This window comes from bacterium (assembly GCA_037143175.1).
Taxonomy (GTDB): domain Bacteria; phylum Verrucomicrobiota; class Kiritimatiellia; order CAIKKV01; family CAITUY01; genus JAABPW01.
The window spans coordinates 1-17,101 of sequence record JBAWZF010000056.1; the positions used below are offsets into that span (position 1 = coordinate 1).

Annotated in this window: 17 protein-coding genes; 5 read left to right on the top strand and 12 right to left on the bottom strand. The window is 55.2% G+C overall.

Annotated elements, in window-relative coordinates; translation table 11 throughout:
• Nucleotides 1-45: 45 nt before the first annotated feature.
• Nucleotides 46-819, bottom strand: a complete 774-nt coding sequence (locus tag WCI03_13040) for a hypothetical protein (GenBank protein ID MEI8140778.1) — start codon at nucleotides 817-819, stop codon at nucleotides 46-48.
• A 91-nt stretch (nucleotides 820-910) separates the two neighbouring features.
• On the opposite strand from WCI03_13040, the gene WCI03_13045 reads away from it, so the two are divergent.
• Entirely contained in the window at nucleotides 911-1,945 is a 1,035-nt protein-coding gene (locus WCI03_13045) for a substrate-binding domain-containing protein (GenBank protein MEI8140779.1), read from the top strand.
• A 485-nt stretch (nucleotides 1,946-2,430) separates the two neighbouring features.
• On the opposite strand, the gene WCI03_13050 is transcribed toward WCI03_13045, so the two are convergent.
• Together WCI03_13050 and nifJ are read right to left on the bottom strand one after the other, a co-directional pair.
• Entirely contained in the window at nucleotides 2,431-3,306 is an 876-nt protein-coding gene (locus WCI03_13050) for a radical SAM protein (GenBank protein ID MEI8140780.1), read from the bottom strand.
• Nucleotides 3,307-3,372: 66 nt separating this feature from the next.
• On the bottom strand, nucleotides 3,373-7,002 hold the full coding sequence (gene nifJ, locus WCI03_13055) for a pyruvate:ferredoxin (flavodoxin) oxidoreductase (GenBank protein ID MEI8140781.1): 3,630 nt from the start codon (nucleotides 7,000-7,002) through the stop codon (nucleotides 3,373-3,375).
• Nucleotides 7,003-7,170: 168 nt separating this feature from the next.
• Here nifJ and WCI03_13060 point away from each other — a divergent pair, with 168 nt between their 5' ends.
• A complete protein-coding gene (locus tag WCI03_13060; GenBank protein ID MEI8140782.1) occupies nucleotides 7,171-7,401 on the top strand; it encodes a hypothetical protein in 231 nt (76 codons plus the stop codon).
• A gap of 35 nt (nucleotides 7,402-7,436) precedes the next feature.
• Here WCI03_13060 and WCI03_13065 read toward each other — a convergent pair whose 3' ends face one another.
• The gene (locus tag WCI03_13065; GenBank protein MEI8140783.1) at nucleotides 7,437-8,327 is read right to left on the bottom strand and encodes an AraC family transcriptional regulator; all 891 of its coding nucleotides are present in this window, start codon (nucleotides 8,325-8,327) and stop codon (nucleotides 7,437-7,439) included.
• A gap of 188 nt (nucleotides 8,328-8,515) precedes the next feature.
• On the opposite strand from WCI03_13065, the gene WCI03_13070 reads away from it, so the two are divergent.
• Genes WCI03_13070 through WCI03_13080 form a run of 3 tightly spaced genes read left to right on the top strand, consistent with a single transcriptional unit; the run spans nucleotide 8,516 to nucleotide 10,935 of the window.
• On the top strand, nucleotides 8,516-9,583 hold the full coding sequence (locus WCI03_13070; GenBank protein MEI8140784.1) for a uroporphyrinogen decarboxylase family protein: 1,068 nt from the start codon (nucleotides 8,516-8,518) through the stop codon (nucleotides 9,581-9,583).
• 37 nt (nucleotides 9,584-9,620) lie between these two features.
• A complete protein-coding gene (locus WCI03_13075; protein MEI8140785.1) occupies nucleotides 9,621-9,917 on the top strand; it encodes a DUF167 domain-containing protein in 297 nt (98 codons plus the stop codon).
• Between the two features lie 28 nt (nucleotides 9,918-9,945).
• A complete protein-coding gene (locus WCI03_13080) occupies nucleotides 9,946-10,935 on the top strand; it encodes a tRNA 4-thiouridine(8) synthase ThiI (GenBank protein ID MEI8140786.1) in 990 nt (329 codons plus the stop codon).
• 235 nt (nucleotides 10,936-11,170) lie between these two features.
• Here the strand turns inward: WCI03_13080 and WCI03_13085 are convergent, their stop codons facing one another.
• The 8 genes from WCI03_13085 to WCI03_13120 all read right to left on the bottom strand — a co-directional run.
• Nucleotides 11,171-11,539 carry a metal ABC transporter permease gene (locus WCI03_13085; protein ID MEI8140787.1) on the bottom strand — a complete coding sequence of 123 codons (369 nt, stop codon included), beginning with the start codon at nucleotides 11,537-11,539 and terminating at the stop codon, nucleotides 11,171-11,173.
• Between the two features lie 48 nt (nucleotides 11,540-11,587).
• Nucleotides 11,588-11,914, bottom strand: a complete 327-nt coding sequence (locus tag WCI03_13090) for a hypothetical protein (protein MEI8140788.1) — start codon at nucleotides 11,912-11,914, stop codon at nucleotides 11,588-11,590.
• On the bottom strand, nucleotides 11,911-12,777 hold the full coding sequence (gene arsM, locus WCI03_13095) for an arsenite methyltransferase (GenBank protein MEI8140789.1): 867 nt from the start codon (nucleotides 12,775-12,777) through the stop codon (nucleotides 11,911-11,913). The genes WCI03_13090 and arsM overlap by 4 nt, the downstream gene beginning before the upstream one ends.
• A gap of 133 nt (nucleotides 12,778-12,910) precedes the next feature.
• The gene (gene arsB / locus WCI03_13100; protein ID MEI8140790.1) at nucleotides 12,911-13,963 is read right to left on the bottom strand and encodes an ACR3 family arsenite efflux transporter; all 1,053 of its coding nucleotides are present in this window, start codon (nucleotides 13,961-13,963) and stop codon (nucleotides 12,911-12,913) included.
• A gap of 136 nt (nucleotides 13,964-14,099) precedes the next feature.
• The gene (locus WCI03_13105) at nucleotides 14,100-14,525 is read right to left on the bottom strand and encodes an arsenate reductase ArsC (protein MEI8140791.1); all 426 of its coding nucleotides are present in this window, start codon (nucleotides 14,523-14,525) and stop codon (nucleotides 14,100-14,102) included.
• Between the two features lie 17 nt (nucleotides 14,526-14,542).
• A complete protein-coding gene (locus WCI03_13110) occupies nucleotides 14,543-16,441 on the bottom strand; it encodes a cation-translocating P-type ATPase (GenBank protein MEI8140792.1) in 1,899 nt (632 codons plus the stop codon).
• On the bottom strand, nucleotides 16,442-16,609 hold the full coding sequence (locus tag WCI03_13115; protein MEI8140793.1) for a hypothetical protein: 168 nt from the start codon (nucleotides 16,607-16,609) through the stop codon (nucleotides 16,442-16,444).
• 33 nt (nucleotides 16,610-16,642) lie between these two features.
• A partial coding sequence (locus WCI03_13120) for a metalloregulator ArsR/SmtB family transcription factor (GenBank protein MEI8140794.1) occupies nucleotides 16,643-17,101 on the bottom strand: 459 nt, incomplete at its 5' end.

Here is a 17,101-nt window from a genome sequence, read left to right on the forward strand (position 1 = left end):
AAAGAAAATATGGTGTCCGTGAACGGACCGCTTGACTTAGCCTTCTCATGGAAGACCCACGGTTTCGGGATTCTCCGATGAGATCACAGGCCGCTGGCCATCGTCTCCACTACCCCAACCGTTGGCCGCGCCATAGCCACCACCGAGGCCGTCGTTCAACAGGGTGGCAGCCGACCGGTTGCGGGCCGCGAAAGGCATCGCCCCGCCAGCCAGGTTCTCATACGCGCCGCCCATCACGTAGACTCCACTCAATCCACCGGCCCTTTTTTGCTCGTCCGCCGGGCAGTCGTACGTGAAGCGCAAAGCCCGGGATGTCGTCTGCGGGGGAAGCGTCCAAACGCTCAACTCCTGGCCGAAGGTCCGTTTCGCCGGAAGCCATTGGTTCTCCTCCCCAAGATCGCCCGGATAGGCGGCCGCGGACTTGAGAACGCTGACACCGGTCAGTTTTCCCCGGGTGATGATCGTTCCCATGGGAACGGCCTCGTTCAAGCCGATGCGCAAATGGCGCGGTTCGGGCGCCCCTTCGGCCCCAAACGTGATCCGCCCCCAACCCATTCTTGCCGAAGGCATCGCGACAACCCAGCCCAGGGGATTGGGGAAATGTGGCTTGCTGCCCGCATCCAGAAAATCCACCCGCGGCTTGACTTGCCCATCAACCCATTCTGCGGTGGCGGCCGGATCTAGCCGGGCGGGCGTCAGGGGCGTCGAGAAAGCCCCCTCCTCCGCATAAGACGCAACCGTTAAAGCAAACGCGACCGCCCCACGGGCGGTAAGAGCGGCCAGCTTCCTGAAATATTGAGACAGTCTTATGATCATCACTTTGCCACCCTTTCCAGCTTCACTGTACTACATAATCAAAGATATTGTTGTAGGATAAGGTGAACTGCATTATAGTGTCAACGTTATTGATATGAAAACGAATGAATCAACTCCGACAAGTTACCGCCACGTGGCCGCGACCCTGCGGCGTGAATGGTCGGCCGGTGTCTGGCACGCGAACCTGCGGGTCCCGTCTCATGATGAACTCTGCCGACGGTTCAAAACAACCCGGGTGACGATCCAGCGGGCCATGGACCTGCTGACAGAGCAGGGCTTCCTGATTACCCGGGCCAAGACCGGCCGCTATCTGGCTCCGCACGCACCCCATCTCCACCGCTACGGGCTGGCCTTCGCCGGGCACCCTGAAACCGAGATTCACTCATGGAAGTGGACACAACGCATGTTGGCTTTATACCTTGCCGCACAGCGGATGGGCGGTATCAGCATCTACCTTGACGCCTTTCCTCACGCGCCCGGCTGGGCGCGGCTACGGCGTGACGTCGAGGATCAGGCACTGGCCGGGCTGATCTTTGCCTACTCTCCGGAAGGCGAGATACTGAATACCCCGCTTCTCAAGCACGTAAGCATTCCTTTTGCCTCAACGGGCGGGATTGGGGCGAGGGTAACATTTAGACGGGAAGACTTCTTCACGATAACAGGTAAGTGGCTCTGTGCGCGCGAACGAATCCGGACGGCTGTCGTAGCCACGCCCATGTTGTCACCGGAGCACATCATTTCGGACCTTACGCAAAGCGGGCTGCGCACGGACCCCGCCTGGGTCATGGCAGCGCACTGGGACTATCCTGACTGGATCCGGCACACGTTGCCGTCCATTTTATCAGCCGGGGCCAAACGACCCAACGCCTTGGTGGTCATGGATGACCATCTCTTGAAGCCCGTGCTCCAGACGCTTGAACAACTTGGCGTTGCGGTGCCAGATGACCTGACCGTGGTCTCGATGTGGAATTTCCCGCTGCCCTACACCTTGAAAACCAAGGTTCAACTGATCGGCTACGATGCGGCAGAATGGCTGAAAGCCTGCATGGCCCAGATTGATCTCACGCACAAGACCGGCCGCAATCCGCCGGAGCGCCTCGTTCCTCCACGCTGCATGGAGGACATCTGACTGGCGTCATTACCGGAACTTGAAAATAGTCCCCCTGGCGCGAAACTCACTTGTGAGGCCATAGGTATTGATCTCATAGGCGTCACTGGCGGTTCAGGCTCCTGAATAACTGGGGCTGGAATTGGTTGCGGCGGTTCCACGCCCGGACGCGGAGGCGGTGGTGTTGGGCTGGCCAATGGTGGAGTCACGAGGCTTTCGACTTTAGACTCGGGACTCGGGACTCGGGACTCGCAACTCCCTCACCTCCACACCCAGTGCCTTCAGAATCGTCTTGCCGGCCGCCTGCCCTATGGCAATTACCGGACACAGCAACTTGGGCGGCTATCGACCAGATACTGGGCGCACAGAGAAAGCCGGCAACGCCGTCGTGGAGAAGAACCGTCACCCGTTCACGGGCCGCGCCAGAATCGACCGGTAGGACGATCAGAGTAAAATGATGAGGGGCGAAGTGCCACAATGAAGGTCCAGAGAACGCTAACGGCTTCCTATAACCATAGCGGCGTGCGGCCTGGAGTGCGATTATTCAGTGCGCCGGAGGCGATCAGAGCGTCGAGTTCGGAGAGCAGACGATTTTTATCGCGCCCGAACCTGGCCTCCAAGGGGATGGGATTGGAGGTGTGATTGGCACGGAAGATCGTGTTGGTTAACTCCAGGTTCTGAACAATAAGACGTAATTCTTGAACTACCTGCAACTCCGTTAACGGCTTGAAAATGCCGGACACGACATCGTCGTGAAGGCATGTACCAGGGACTGGTACCACGCGGAGCGCCGAAAGCAGGCGGGGCTGCATCCGGTTAAGCGCCATCGCCGTCTCGAAGGCATGCTGACGCGTCCGCTCGACGCCGCCCAAACCGAGCAATATCATCACGGATATCTTCATTCCGGCGGCTTGGGCCACACGCCCAGCTCCTACCATCATCTCAGCCGTCTCACCCTTCTTCACGCGGCGCAGGGACTCCTCGTCACCACTTTCCAACCCCAGATAAAGCGTATGAAGCTTCAGGGCACGGAGGGCTCGAAGTTCGTCACTGGTTTTGGCCATAATTCCACTGCCAGTGGCATAGACGTTGACGCGAGCCAAATGCGGGAAATGGGCCGCAAGTTCTCGCAGGATAGCTTCCAGATCCGAAAAAGAGCGTCGCATCACGTCGCCATCAGCAAGAAAGACCCGATTGGTATAGGGGGCATGCCGCGCCTCTATTTCAATCATCTCCCGGATTTCCGCCAGGGAACGGCGCTGATAGCGGACCTGTTTGTACATGCCGCAAAAGGTACAGCCATTGTACGGGCACCCTTGATCCACTTGGAGAATCAGGCTGTCGGCCTCTGCGGGCGGTCTGAACTGGGGTTGATTTCGCATTTCAAAAAAAGGGAGTCCCGATTTTACTCGGGACTCCCTGCATCAGCTTCTCACTTATTGACTGACTCAGGCCTTGGGGGCTGCCGGGGCCGCGATGGAACCCGAGCAGGGTTCCATTCCAGCCAGTTTGGTCAACATGTCGTACTTGGCCAACACCTTCTTGTCGACGATGGTCATCAGAGCCTTCGCTTGATCAGGATTCATCTGCTTCAACACACGGAAGCGATTCTCCTTCATGGCATGCTCACTGAACGTCATGGTCGGCGGCTTGCTGTCCAGCGACAGGGGATTCTTGCCCTGCTCCGTCAACTCGGGGTTATGCCGGTAGAGCGGGAAGTGCGCCGAATTCACGGCGTCCTTCTGCCCCTGCATTCCTGAGGTCATATCAATACCGTGCGCAATACAGTGCGAGTAGGCAATGATGATCGCAGGACCGTCATACTGTTCGGCTTCCATGAACGCCTTGACGCACTGACCGGGATTGGCTCCCAGCGAGACCTGCGCCACATAGATGTTCCCGTAGGTCATCGAGATCATACCCAAGTCCTTCTTCATGGTGGGCTTGCCGCCCGCCGCGAACTTGGCCACTGCACCCATCGGGGTGGACTTCGACGCCTGACCACCGGTGTTTGAATACACTTCGGTATCCAGCACCAGCACCTTGATATTCTTCCCGGAGGCCAGCACATGATCCAAGCCACCGTAACCGATATCGTAGGCCCAACCGTCGCCGCCAACGACCCAGACGGACTTCTTGACCAGGTAATCAGCTAATGACGCCAATTGCGCACAGATATCGCACGGACACGCCGCCAACTGCTTCTTCAGCACCACCACGCGGGCGCGCTGGTCTTCGATGCCAGCCTGATTGGACTGATCGGCCGCCTTGATCGCCGCCAACAGATCCTTGTCAATCTTGGCATCGCCACAGGCACCGCCGATGATCTTGTCGACTAACTCGAGCGCGAATTCGTTGAACTTATCAACGGTCAAACGCATCCCGAAGCCGAACTCGGCATTGTCTTCAAACAGCGAGTTGGCCCATGTCGGCCCGCGTCCGTCTTCACGCTTGGTATAAGGCGTGGTAGGCAGATTGGCGCCATAAATTGAGGTGCAACCCGTCGCGTTGGCAATGTACAACCGGTCACCAACCAACTGGGTCAGCAACTTGATATAAGGCGTCTCGCCGCAGCCGGCACAGGCCCCGGAGAACTCAAACAAGGGCTTCACAAACTGACTGCCCTTGATGGTGTCCTTCTTGTAAAGCTTGGTATCGGTCTCGGGCAAATTGAGGAAGAACTTGAAGTTATCAACTTCGTTCTCACGCAGCGGAAGCTGGGGAACCATCATAATGGCCCGCTTGCCCGTCTCCTGCTTCGTCACCTTATCGCGTTCGCGACCCGGACAGTTCCAGACGCAAGCGCCGCAACCGGTGCAATCTTCCGGAGCCACCTGGACGGTGAACTTCAACCCGGCAAATTCCTTACCCTTGGCTTCGCAGGACTTGAACGTCTTGGGGGCCTTCTCCAAATTCTTGGGATCGTAGGCTTTGACGCGGATGGCCGCATGCGGACACACCAGCGAACACTGGGCGCACTGGATGCAGAGATCCGAATTCCACTCGGGAATCTCAACCGCGATGTTACGCTTCTCATACTGGGTCGTCCCGGTCGGCCAGGTACCATCTTCGGGCATCTGACTGACAGGCAGGGAATCGCCCTTCTGCATGATCAGGGTCGCGGTAACGGTTTTGACAAACTCGGGGGCATCGGCAGGCACAACCGCAGGCATTTTGACCTTACCGGCCACCTTGGCAGGCACCTTGACCTCCTGGAGTGACGCCACGGCGGCATCCACAGCCTTGTAGTTGGACTGCACGACGGCTTCGCCCTTGCGCCCGTAGCTCTTCTTGATCGCCTTCTTCAGCCCATCAATGGCTTCCGCCTGAGGCAGCACATTGGAAATCGCGAAGAAACAGGTCTGCATGAGCGTATTGATACGCGCCCCCAACCCAAGTTCAGCGGCCAGCTTGTTGGCATCGATAACGAAGAATTTGATCTTCTTATCAATAACCTGCTGCGCCAGTTCATCGGGCAGATGGTTCCAGACTTCTGTCGCACTGTAGGGACTTGCGAGCAGGAATGTAGCACCCTGCTTGGCATTGGAGAGCATGTCGTACTTCTCAACAAAGGAGAAGTTATGACAGGCCACAAAGTCCGCCTTCGTGCAAAGGTACGGGCTCCGGATGATGCCAGGCCCGAAACGCAGATGCGAGACGGTGATCGTGCCAGCCTTCTTCGAGTCGTACACGAAATAGCCCTGGGCCGAGAAATCGGTGTCATCACCGATGATCTTGATCGAGTTCTTGTTGGCGCCAACGGTGCCATCCGATCCCAAACCGTAGAACATCGCCTCAATACGCCCCTTATGTTCCAACTGGAATGTCGGATCAAAAGGCAGGCTGGTGTGGGTGACGTCGTCGTTGATACCGATCGTGAAGTGATTCTTCTTGGCTCCGCTCAGGTTATCAAAGACCGCCTTCACCATGGCCGGCGTGAATTCCTTGGAACCTAAACCGTAGCGACCGCCGACTACCAGGGGATAGAACTTGCTCTGCATGAGCTTTTCGCTCTGGGCCTCACCAATCGCGGTGCGGACATCTTCATACATCGGCTCACCAATCGAACCGGGCTCCTTGGTGCGGTCCAGCACGGCAATGGAGTGGGCGGTGACAGGGAGGGTCTTCACAAAGGTCTTGATATCCCAGGGACGATACAAGCGGACTTTGAGTACGCCCACCTTCTCACCTTGCGCCACAAGCGCTTCGACCGTCTCATGCACCGTTTCGGCGCCTGACCCCATAATCACAATCACGCGCTCCGCGTCCGGAGCACCCACGTAATCAAACAAGTGATATTGGCGACCCGTGAGCTTGGCGAAGTCATCCATGGCCTTCTGAACAATGCCGGGGCAGGCATCATAATACTTGTTAACCGTCTCACGACCCTGGAAATAGACGTCGGGGTTCTGGGCGGTACCGCGAATCCTCGGCCGATCAGGCGTCAAGGCTCGTTCACGGTGCGCAAAAACCATCTTATCGGTCACCATGGAATGCATGATTTCCTCGGTGAGGGCCTCGATCTTCTGGACTTCATGTGAGGTACGGAAGCCATCGAAGAAATGAACAAACGGAACACGGGAGTTGAGCGTCGCGGCCTGGGCAATCAACGCAAAATCCTGGGCTTCCTGCACACTGGCGGAGGCCAGCATGGCAAACCCGGTCTGGCGTACCGCCATCACATCGGAGTGATCACCAAAGATGGACAGCCCCTGACAGGCCAGTGAACGGGCGGTGACATGGAACACGGTGCTGGTGAGCTCACCGGCGATCTTGTACATGTTCGGGATCATCAGGAGCAAGCCCTGTGAAGCGGTAAAGGTGGTCGTCAACGCACCAGTGGTCAACGCACCATGAACAGCACCACTCGCTCCGCCTTCAGACTGTAATTCCGCAATTTGAGGAATGGTACCCCAGATGTTTTTACGGCCAGCAGCACTATACTCGTCAGCCCACTCGCCCATCGCAGAAGAGGGGGTAATCGGGTAAATCGCGGCGACCTCATTGGTCGCATGGGCTACATTCGCAACCCCTTGATTACCGTCGACCATGATCATGTTTTTCTTAGATTCAGCCATGACACACATTTTCCTTTCAAGAATTAAAGCGGGATAATTTATTCACCCCACCCGTTCGCCTATTCGTTAACAAAAAAACGAATAGAGAATACGATGGTGTCGCTTACGTTTCAAGCCTTTTCACGTTTTAGTCTATAATTTGTAAAAAATTATGTTAATTATTGAGGTATGAAAGCACTAAAGCTCTTTTTGATCGCGATAGCGGCCTGCGGACTCGTCCTGACAGGATGCGGGAAAAACGAGCCCAAAACGGCATCCCTGCCCGAAAAAGGGACGGTTCAAACCGCCGTGGAGGGATTTACCGGAAAAACGTACGTTGATGCCAGCCTAAGGGCCAAAGAACAGATCAAAAAGGCTTCTGAAAAGGAACAGCGGGATCGCGACGAAGCCCTGCAATAGTCCCATGTCGTTTTACGCTTTGCCTCGTGCAAGCCCTACAACATTGGCGTGTGTTTCCGGTAGGCAAGCGGCGATTCCCCTGTCCATTTTTTAAAAAGCTTGGAAAAATAGAATGGATCGGGGATCCCCACACTGGCGCCTATCTCCGAAACGGATAGCCGGGTGGATGAAAGAAGAGCACGCGCCCGATGCATCCGCGTTTGGGTAATCCAGTGCACGGCCGACATTCCTGAGTGCGAACGGATCAGTCTGCCCACCGTAGATTCGCTGCAATGAATGCATTTCGCCAGATCAGCCACAGTCAGAGGCAGGGCAAGATGTTTATGGAGATATCCCGTAAGGGCTGCGAAATCAGCTTCGGATCGCAAATTGTCTGTTCGCGGCTGGCGCAAGTATGTCCTGACTAATTCACTGAACAGGTTACCAGCGAGTTCGCGCATCCGATGTTCATTCCAGTCGTGGGTACTGAAAAGCCGAACGATATATTCTGAAAGCAGCCACAACGGGGAATCTTCCGTGAGACGGAACGAGACGACATCTTGAAGGGGGGCCAGATCCGCATCGCGTCGCCATGGACAATTAGCCAACGGACTTTCAATAAAATGCGCTACGCTGAATTCGACCGGCTTGTCCCGGTCGTGCTGCGGAATCATATGAATACCGGCGAGTAAAAACGGCTTCTGATTGTCGGCCTGATATTCAATACGATGGCCCCAGGGCAAAAAGAGATAATCCCCCGAATGAAAGACAAAGCGGGCTCCATTAACCATGACCGTCCCACACCCCTCTTTACACCAAAGCGACATCCTACTCTCAACAACCCGGTTACAAATAGTCTGATTTCTGGTAAAAGAAGCGTAATTGGCATAGGTAATTACTGCCTCAGATGCAGACTGAACACCATATTTGTGATTGTACTCATCCATACCTGAAATCGCCTAGATCAAACTAATTTTTATTGATAATACGCCCATATTTGACCGAATAATACAAAATATAACTAAATATACCATGGTAATTAACGGTCATTGGAATTATCGTTAGAGCCTTATTCTTATTGATGTAGCAACTTCAGGTTTAACCGGAGACATAGGAGTTAACAATGACTGCAACCATGACATCCAAAGAACGGGTGCTGATAACTTTTGCCAACCGGGAAGCAGACCGGGTGCCGATCAACTATTTCGCCAACGCCGATATTGATCGGAGACTAAAGAACCATTTCGGACTTACCCCCACGGATGATGAAGGGTTGAGGCAGGCTCTGGGTGTTGATTTCCGCGGAACCGGAGCCTGGTACAAAGGCCCTCGTCTGCATGCAGAAATAGCCGGGCTGCAGGTTGACCAGGAATGGGGCATCAGAACCCGCTGGATCGAGCACGGCAGTGGCGGATACTGGGATTTCTGCGACTTCCCTTTGCAGAATGCCATCGACGATACGATCATTAACTGGCCCATGCCTTCGCCTGATGACTACGACTATAGTTATGTCGAAGCTGCCTGCCGGAAAGAACAGGAGTATGCGGTTTACATGGGCGGCCCTGGTTTACCAGATATCATCAATGGGACCGGATTCCTTTTCGGCATGGAAGAAACACTGGTACGTCTGGCCATGGATGATGAGGCGTTGGCGGCCTTTCTGGAACGTCGCCTCGCGATCCAATTGGAAGTGACCCGGAGGACTCTTGAGGCCGCCAAAGGCGGCATCGACTTCATGTGGATGGGGGAAGACCTTGGCACGCAAATAGCGCCCATCATCAGCCTCGATATGTTCCGCCGGGTTATCCGACCCAGGCAGCAGAAATTTGTGGATCTCGCGAAATCCTACAACCTACCGGTCATGATTCACACCTGCGGATGCAGTAGTTGGGCGTATGAGGATTTTATTGCGATGGGAATCAATGTTGTGGACACCCTTCAACCTGAAGCCGCCAACATGTCTACGGCGTATTTGAAAAAAACATTCGGAGGTCGGTTAGCCTTCCACGGCTGTATCAGCACGGCAGGTGTGCTTTCATTCGGAACTGTGGATCAAGTTATTGCGGACTGCCGGAAAACCCTCGAAATCATGATGCCGGGAGGCGGCTATTGCTTCGCCCCCACGCACTCCATCCAGGATAATTCACCAACCGAAAACGTCGTAGCCATGTATGACGTTGCCAGGCGATATGGCCGATATTGAGTTTGCCATGGCCTGATTCCCTCGGCACAATGTAATCATGAGTTGGATTACAGACAGCAAAGAGGGCGCCATTATTCAGGTGCATGCCTCCCCGCGGGCCTCAAAAACCCAGGTTCAAGGCCTGCATGGTGACGCCCTAAAAATTCGCCTTCAAGCCCCACCTGTGGATGGTAAGGCCAATGAGACTCTGATCGAATTCCTTGCAGAAACGCTCGGTATTCCCCAACGCCAGATCACCCTCCTTGCCGGTCAAACCAGCCGTCAAAAACGCCTGAGCCTTCAAGGAATCACCGCCAAACAGGTAGAGATTAGGCTTGGGATTAATGTTGCTTAACTGGGGGCTCTTTCTCTATTAGAGTCCGATGACAACCGAAAAAAAGATCTCTGCGCTGGTGATGATGTCCGGCGGCTTGGACAGTATGCTGGCCGCGGCTGTGTTGAAAGCCCAGGGGATTGAGGTCACCGGCTTATGCTTCGAAAGCCCCTTCTTCAGTGCTGACAAAGCCAGAGCCGCCGCCGCACTCCTCGGCATTCCCCTGATGGTTGAAGCATTCACCCATGAGCTGATTCCCATCATCGAACATCCCAAGCATGGATTTGGATCCTGCATCAACCCATGTATCGACTGCCACGCCGCGATGATCAAGCATGCGGGGAAAATTATTGACCGGGATGGCTTCACCTTTATCGCGACAGGCGAAGTCCTTAACCAGCGGCCCATGTCGCAAACAAAACGGACGCTGAACATTGTTTCGGAGGAATCCGGATACGGGAACCGGCTCTTGCGGCCCTTAAGCGCAAAACTCCTCCCTGAAACTGAGGCAGAACGATTAGGCTGGGTGGACCGCAGCCGGCTATTGGACTTGAATGGCCGGAGCCGGAAGCCGCAGCAGAAACTGGCTGAACAATACGGGATCACGGAATATCCCCCGTCGGCAGGCGGTTGCAAGCTAACGGAACCACATTTTGCCGGCCGGGTGCATGACCTTCGCCGCAATGGACAGCTCAGGGACCTCCGCGCTGTTGAACTGCTCAAAATCGGCCGTCATTTCAGGCTCTCCTCCACCGTCAAAGTCATCGTCGGCCGCGAATCGGCTGAAAACGACCAACTCGAAGCTAGCGCCCTTCCCGGCGAAGTCTTGCTGAACGTCGAGGTGATCCCGGGCCCGACGGTCCTGGTCACCGGCACGGCGACCGAAGCCATTATTCTGGAGGCAGCCCGGCTGTGCGCCCGCTACAGCGATGCCCGCGCCAATCCGGAAGTCATCATCAACATCCGCAGTGCCACCGGCCTCCGCCAGCTGCATGTGGCGCCCGCGTCCGACCTGGATATCGAGCGCCTGATGATTTGAGGACAGAATTCAGGAGACAGAATCAAGAATTCAGAATGTTTGCAGCAGAATAAACGGTCGCCGATACACGTTTCATTCCCAATACAAACAACACCTAGCAGCCCGTTTAAAAACAAAATATTGGCCATTGAGGAGGTCGGCGAGGCCGCCGACCCTCCCGAAATACAGGCAAATACCGCAATTTCAAAACGGGAGAGACGCCGGCCTCGGCGTCCGCAGGTTTTTCAACAGGCTGCTAGCGCCTTTCCGCAACAAAACGGATCCCATAAAAAAACAACAAAGCCAAACCCAGGGCGCACACAATGGCGGCACCTGTAGGCAGATCAAGGCGATAGGAGGCGTACAAGCCCGCGATGCTCGATAATGTCGCCACACACCACCCGACCGCAAGACGTGTGCGCAATGTTGTAGCAAAAATATTGGCACATACCGCCGGAATAATAAGAAAGGAGAATACCAATAACACGCCCCCCATTCTCACAAAACTTGTCACAACGATTCCGAAAAGCACATAGAACAGGAAATCCCAGACCCAAAGACGCCGACCATCCGCCCTCCCCTTCTCGGGATCAAATGTGAGCACCCAGAACTGTCGGCGAAACACGAAAAGATCGTACTGCCGGATATAATGAAAAGAAGAGATTTACGTGATTTACGCGATGCTTAATGTCACATCTTTAGGTAGCGCCACACCAGCGGCCACCTGCATAGCCTTGAATGCGCCGATGGGAACCGCGCACGCGGCGCAACAGCCTTTCAAATTCTCACGGGCCGTCGTCAGGATCACGCCATTCGCCCCCTCTCCAAGCTCGGCATAGCCATCAACCGGGCCCTTGGCCATCAGTGCCTCTCCAAACGCCCGCGCCTTCTCACATCCGCTGACGATCTTGAATGTCACATTCTGGGAATCATCGCTGTCCGCCAGAATCTTGGTCTGGAACCCACAAATACCTGCGTCTACCATCACTTTTGCATTCATCGTTTTTTACCCCTGACCGGTTTGCGTGCCTCGACATTGATGCTGGCCACATAATCGCTCAATTTCGTGCCCTTGGGAAGGCGCTTAAGGATACCCCGATAGAGCGGATCATTCCAGTCCACCATGTGATCCACATACCCGGGCTTGGGGGTTAAGGTGATCGCCGCCAGGCCGGCCGCCTTCGCCATCGCTCGGGTTTCCTCCACCAGTACCGCACCGGCGACACACCCCACCAAGGCCTCAATGGACAACAAAATCTGCTTGGGTAGTCGCTTGAGCAACGCCAAATCGGAAACCGCTACCCGACCGCCGGGCTTGAGGACCCGTGAGATTTCACGCCACACCTGAGGCTTGTCGGGGGAGAGGTTGATCACGCAGTTGGACATCACCACATCCACGCTGGCATCTGCCACCGGCAGGTGCTCGATCTCGCCCAGTCGGAACTCCACGTTATTCAATTTTGTCTGTTTCCTGAATAACTCGACATTTGCACGGGCCTTCCCCAGCATTTCCGGAGTCATGTCCACCCCGATCGCCCGACCTTTGGCCCCCACCTGTTGCGCCACAAGAAACACATCAAATCCCCCACCACTACCGAGATCCAATACCACTTCACCCTTCTTGAGTGCAGCAATGGCACCGGGATTACCGCAGGAAAGCCCCATATTGGCCCCCTCCGGCAGCGTCGCCAGATCGGCATCGGAATAACCCACACTCCTGGCGACATCATTGGACGCCTTTGTTCCGCAACACGTCGAAGCCGGACCACAACAGGAACCCCCACCCTTGGCAATGGCCGCATACCCCTTGCGCACGTTCTCCCGCACCTTCTGCTTCTTATCCGTCTTATCACAACAACTCATATTTCCTCCTAACCGTATCGAAATAAATATCATTACCATCCCAGAGAAGTCTTAATCGTAATCGTAATCTATTTCCTAGAAGGGATTATGATTACGATTAAGAAGAAAAACAAATTTCGTTGTTAAATCTTTTTCAGCCTGAATAGTACCGTCGCCTAAAATACAGCGACACATTCACGAGTCCGATCAACACCGGCACTTCCACCAGAGGGCCGATCACTGCGGCAAATGCCGCGCCGTGGTTGATCCCAAACACGCCCACGGCTACAGCGATGGCCAACTCAAAGTTATTGCTGGCCGCCGTGAAAGAGAGAGTAGCCGATTTGGGATAGTTGGCGCCCGCCTTGGCACTCATCCAGAAACTCACCAGAAACATGGTAACAAAGTAGATCAACAGCGGCACGGCAATTAATACCACATCACCGGGCTTGGCGATAATCTTCTGACCCTGCATCGAGAACATAACCACAATCGTGAACAATAAGGCGATCAATGTCATGGGTGAGATTCGCGGGATAAATTTCGAGTGATACCACTCCTTGCCCTTCGCCTTCACCAGAATGAGACGGGTCAGCATCCCGGCGATGAACGGAATCCCCAGGTAGATGAACACGCTCTCCGCGATCTGCTTCATCGTCACATTCACCACCACGCCCGAAAGGCCGAGCAGAGGCGGGAGTTTCGTGACGAAGAGCCAGGCAAAGAGGCTGTAAAACAAAACCTGAAAGATCGAATTGAACGCCACCAGCCCGGCGCAATACTCCGTGTCGCCTTTCGCCAGATCGTTCCACACAATCACCATGGCAATGCAGCGCGCCAAGCCGATCATGATCAAGCCGATCATGAACTCCGGCTGTCCGCGCAGGAAGATAATGGCCAGCGCCGTCATGAGGATGGGGCCGACGATCCAGTTCTGGACAAGGCTCAAGCCGAGAATCTTGAAGTCCCGAAAGATATCGCCCAACTCTTCATACTTCACCTTGGCCAACGGCGGATACATCATCAGAATCAAACCAACCGCAATGGGCATACTGGTTTGAGTCCCCTCCGGCCTCAACCCGCCAATCCAGCTTCCAAAGGCAGGCACCACATAACCGAGTGCGACCCCCACGCCCATCGCCAGAAAGATCCACAGCGTTAAATACCGGTCCAGAAAAGATAATTGTTTAGTGATTTTCTCAGTCATATTCGTTCTTCCTCTCTTATCTTAATCGTAATCGTAATCGTAATCTTAATCATAATCTCCTCTGGTCTGCTTGGAATGGGCTGACGAAAGGGATTACGATTAAGATTACGATTAGGAACTACTACTCCATATTCCCCTACAGGAAATTCAAAGCTTCTGGCAAGGTCTCCACAAACTTCCTGATCTCGTCCCGGACACGCCGGTAACAATCCAGCTTTTCTTCATCCGTCTTGACTTCCTTGGCCATCCGGGGCGGATCCTGAAATCCCACATGCACGACTTGGGTATTGCCCGGAAATAATGGACAGGATTCATGCGCGTTGTCACACACCGTGACAACATAATCAAAAGCGACATCCTTCAGCTCATCCACATGCTTCGAGTGCTGTCCGGAGATATCCACCCCCGCCTCGGCCATGACCTTCATTGCGCTGGGGTTCATCCCATGCGTTTCAATCCCTGCGGAATAGGCCTCAATCACATCCCCCTTGAGATGACGCGCCCAGCCTTCGGCCATCTGGCTCCTGCAAGAGTTACCAGTGCAAAGAAACAAAATTTTCATAATTCATCATTCACCCTTCATAATTCCCCTGTCCGCCCCTTTGACCAGAGCAACAGCGTCGAACTGATCACAACCGTAACACAACCCGCTTCCTGAAAGATCACGGCGATAATGGGCGTCATGAGCCCGACAACACTCAGGGTGAGGCCGATGATATTGTAAATCATCGAGAAGAAGATGTTCAGTTTGATGCGTCGAAGCACTTTTGCCGACATCCACATAAAGTCCGCAACGCCCGAAATATCATCGTTCATCAGTGTGACATCAGCCGTTTCAATCGCCACGTCCGTGCCGGCGGCGCCCATGGCAATGCCCACATCCGCCAGAGCCAGGGCGGGCGCATCGTTGACGCCATCCCCGATCATTCCGACTATCTGGCCTTCCGCCTGACACTTCCTGACAAACGCCTGCTTCTGCTCAGGCAGCAGTTCAGCCATAAAGTCATCGACCCCAATGGCACGGGCCACCGCCGCCGCTACCTGGGGATGATCGCCCGTCAGCATCGTGATCCGTTTGACCCCCATCGCCTTGATCGCCCTAAGGGCACCCGGCACTTCCGGTCGAATCTCATCAGCAATGGCAATCAAGCCCAGGGGGATGTCATTCCGGGCCACCAACACAGCCGTACGCCCCTGCTCCGACTGGGAGGCTACCGCCGCTACCATCACAGGCGTAAGCCCGAGCCCGGCCTCCTTAATGAAGGATGATTTACCCACGCGAATCCGGTAGCCATTCCAGCTGGCCTCAACCCCCATGCCCGTCGTCGTGGTAAAGTTTTCCGGATCTGAAACCGACACATTTGCTTCTTTGCCCGCCGCCAGAATCGCCCGGCCCAGAGGATGTTCGGAATACTTTTCCGCAATGCAGGCCAATTGCAGGATATCCGCTTCCGTATGGCCACTGAAGCCCACGATCTCCATTACTTTCGGCCGTCCAAAGGTAAACGTACCCGTCTTGTCAACCAGCAGGTGATTCAGCTTGCATCCGAGTTCCAGATACATCCCCCCCTTTATCAAGATCGCGCGTTTAGCCATGTTCGAGATGCCTGCCGTCACCGCAGTCGGGGTGGCAATGGCAAAGGCGCAGGGACAGGCCACCAGCAGAACCGAAACCGCCGCCTTGACGTCGCCGGTAACGAAATAGGCGACCACGGCCAGCCCGACCACCGTAGGCAGAAACCACGTTGTGAAACGGTCTGCCAGGTTCTGGATAGGTGCGCGAGAGGCCTGGGCTTCCTGTACCAGGTGGACGATCCGAGCTAAGGTGGTGCCTTCACCGACCTTCTCCGTCTTAATCTCCAGTCGGCCCGATTCGTTAAGCGTGCCGCTGAAAACGGTGCTGCCAGGCAACTTCTCCACCGGCATGGATTCACCGGTGATGGGCGCCTGATTTACGCTGCTCGCCCCGGCCACCACCGTGCCATCCACCGCGATCCGCTCCCCCGGCCGGACCACGACCTGATCGCCAACCTGGAGCTCCGCCACCGGCATGGTGACTTCCTCGCCGTTGCGACGTACCGTCGCAGTCTGGGGCGCCAGATCCAGCAGGGCTCGAATACTGCGCCGCGTTTTATCCAGCGCGTAGCTCTCCAACGCCCCGACCACCGACATGATGAGGATGATGATGGCCGCAGGACGGAACTCTCCTATGGCCATCGTCGCGGCAAGCGCCACCGTCACGAACACGTTGACCGTGATCCGTCTGCGTGAGACATCCTTGAATCCAGTGATAAACCGGGGGGTTCCCCCCAGTAATACGGCCGCCAGCGCCACAAACGCATGCAGGTAGCCCGGACCAATATGCCAGTGGGCAAGCCCCCAACTGATCAGGATCAATAATAGGATCAACGCCGGGGCCAGGACGAGCACCAGAACCTCCCGGCCCCTCACGGAACGATCATTTGCAGGATCGGACATTTACTTCTTCTTTCCGTCTTCCCCGCCCTTATCAACCTTCGCCTTCTTCACGTCACCCGCGTGGCAACCGCAACCAGGACCGCAACCGTCATTGCTCTTGGCGATCGACTCCTTCAGTAACGCCCACAAGCCCTTCTTCTTCCCATTGTCTTTTGTTGTATCGCTCATCGCATCTCTCCCTTCAGAACGTGGTAAACCCTTTTAGAATATTCTGCGGCACAGCGAATCCATGCTTTCAGCGCAGATCGCTTTCAGCCGTTTCCCGTCAGCAACCATACGATCCGTTCCTTCCAACTCCTTAAACAACAACTCCACCATCTTGCCCGTGGATGGCGCCCGGAACTCCTTGGACAACCGGTAGTACATCCAGCGCCCATCCTTCCGGCTCTCCACCAATCGCGCCGCACGGAGTATTGACAAATGTTTCGATACCGTCGAAGGCGCCAACTCCAGCAGGGCAATCAACTGACACACACACAACTCCCCGCCCCTGAGCGCACACAATGCCCGCAATCGGGTTTCATCCGCCAACGCCTTCAACACGTCCAATCTGTCCCTCATAGAACTCACTCCTAACCCGGCATAGCCGGAACCAAAACAAAGAGTTTGAACAGAAGGTAGGATGAGAAGGCTGGTCTCGCTCTCACGTGATAAATTAAT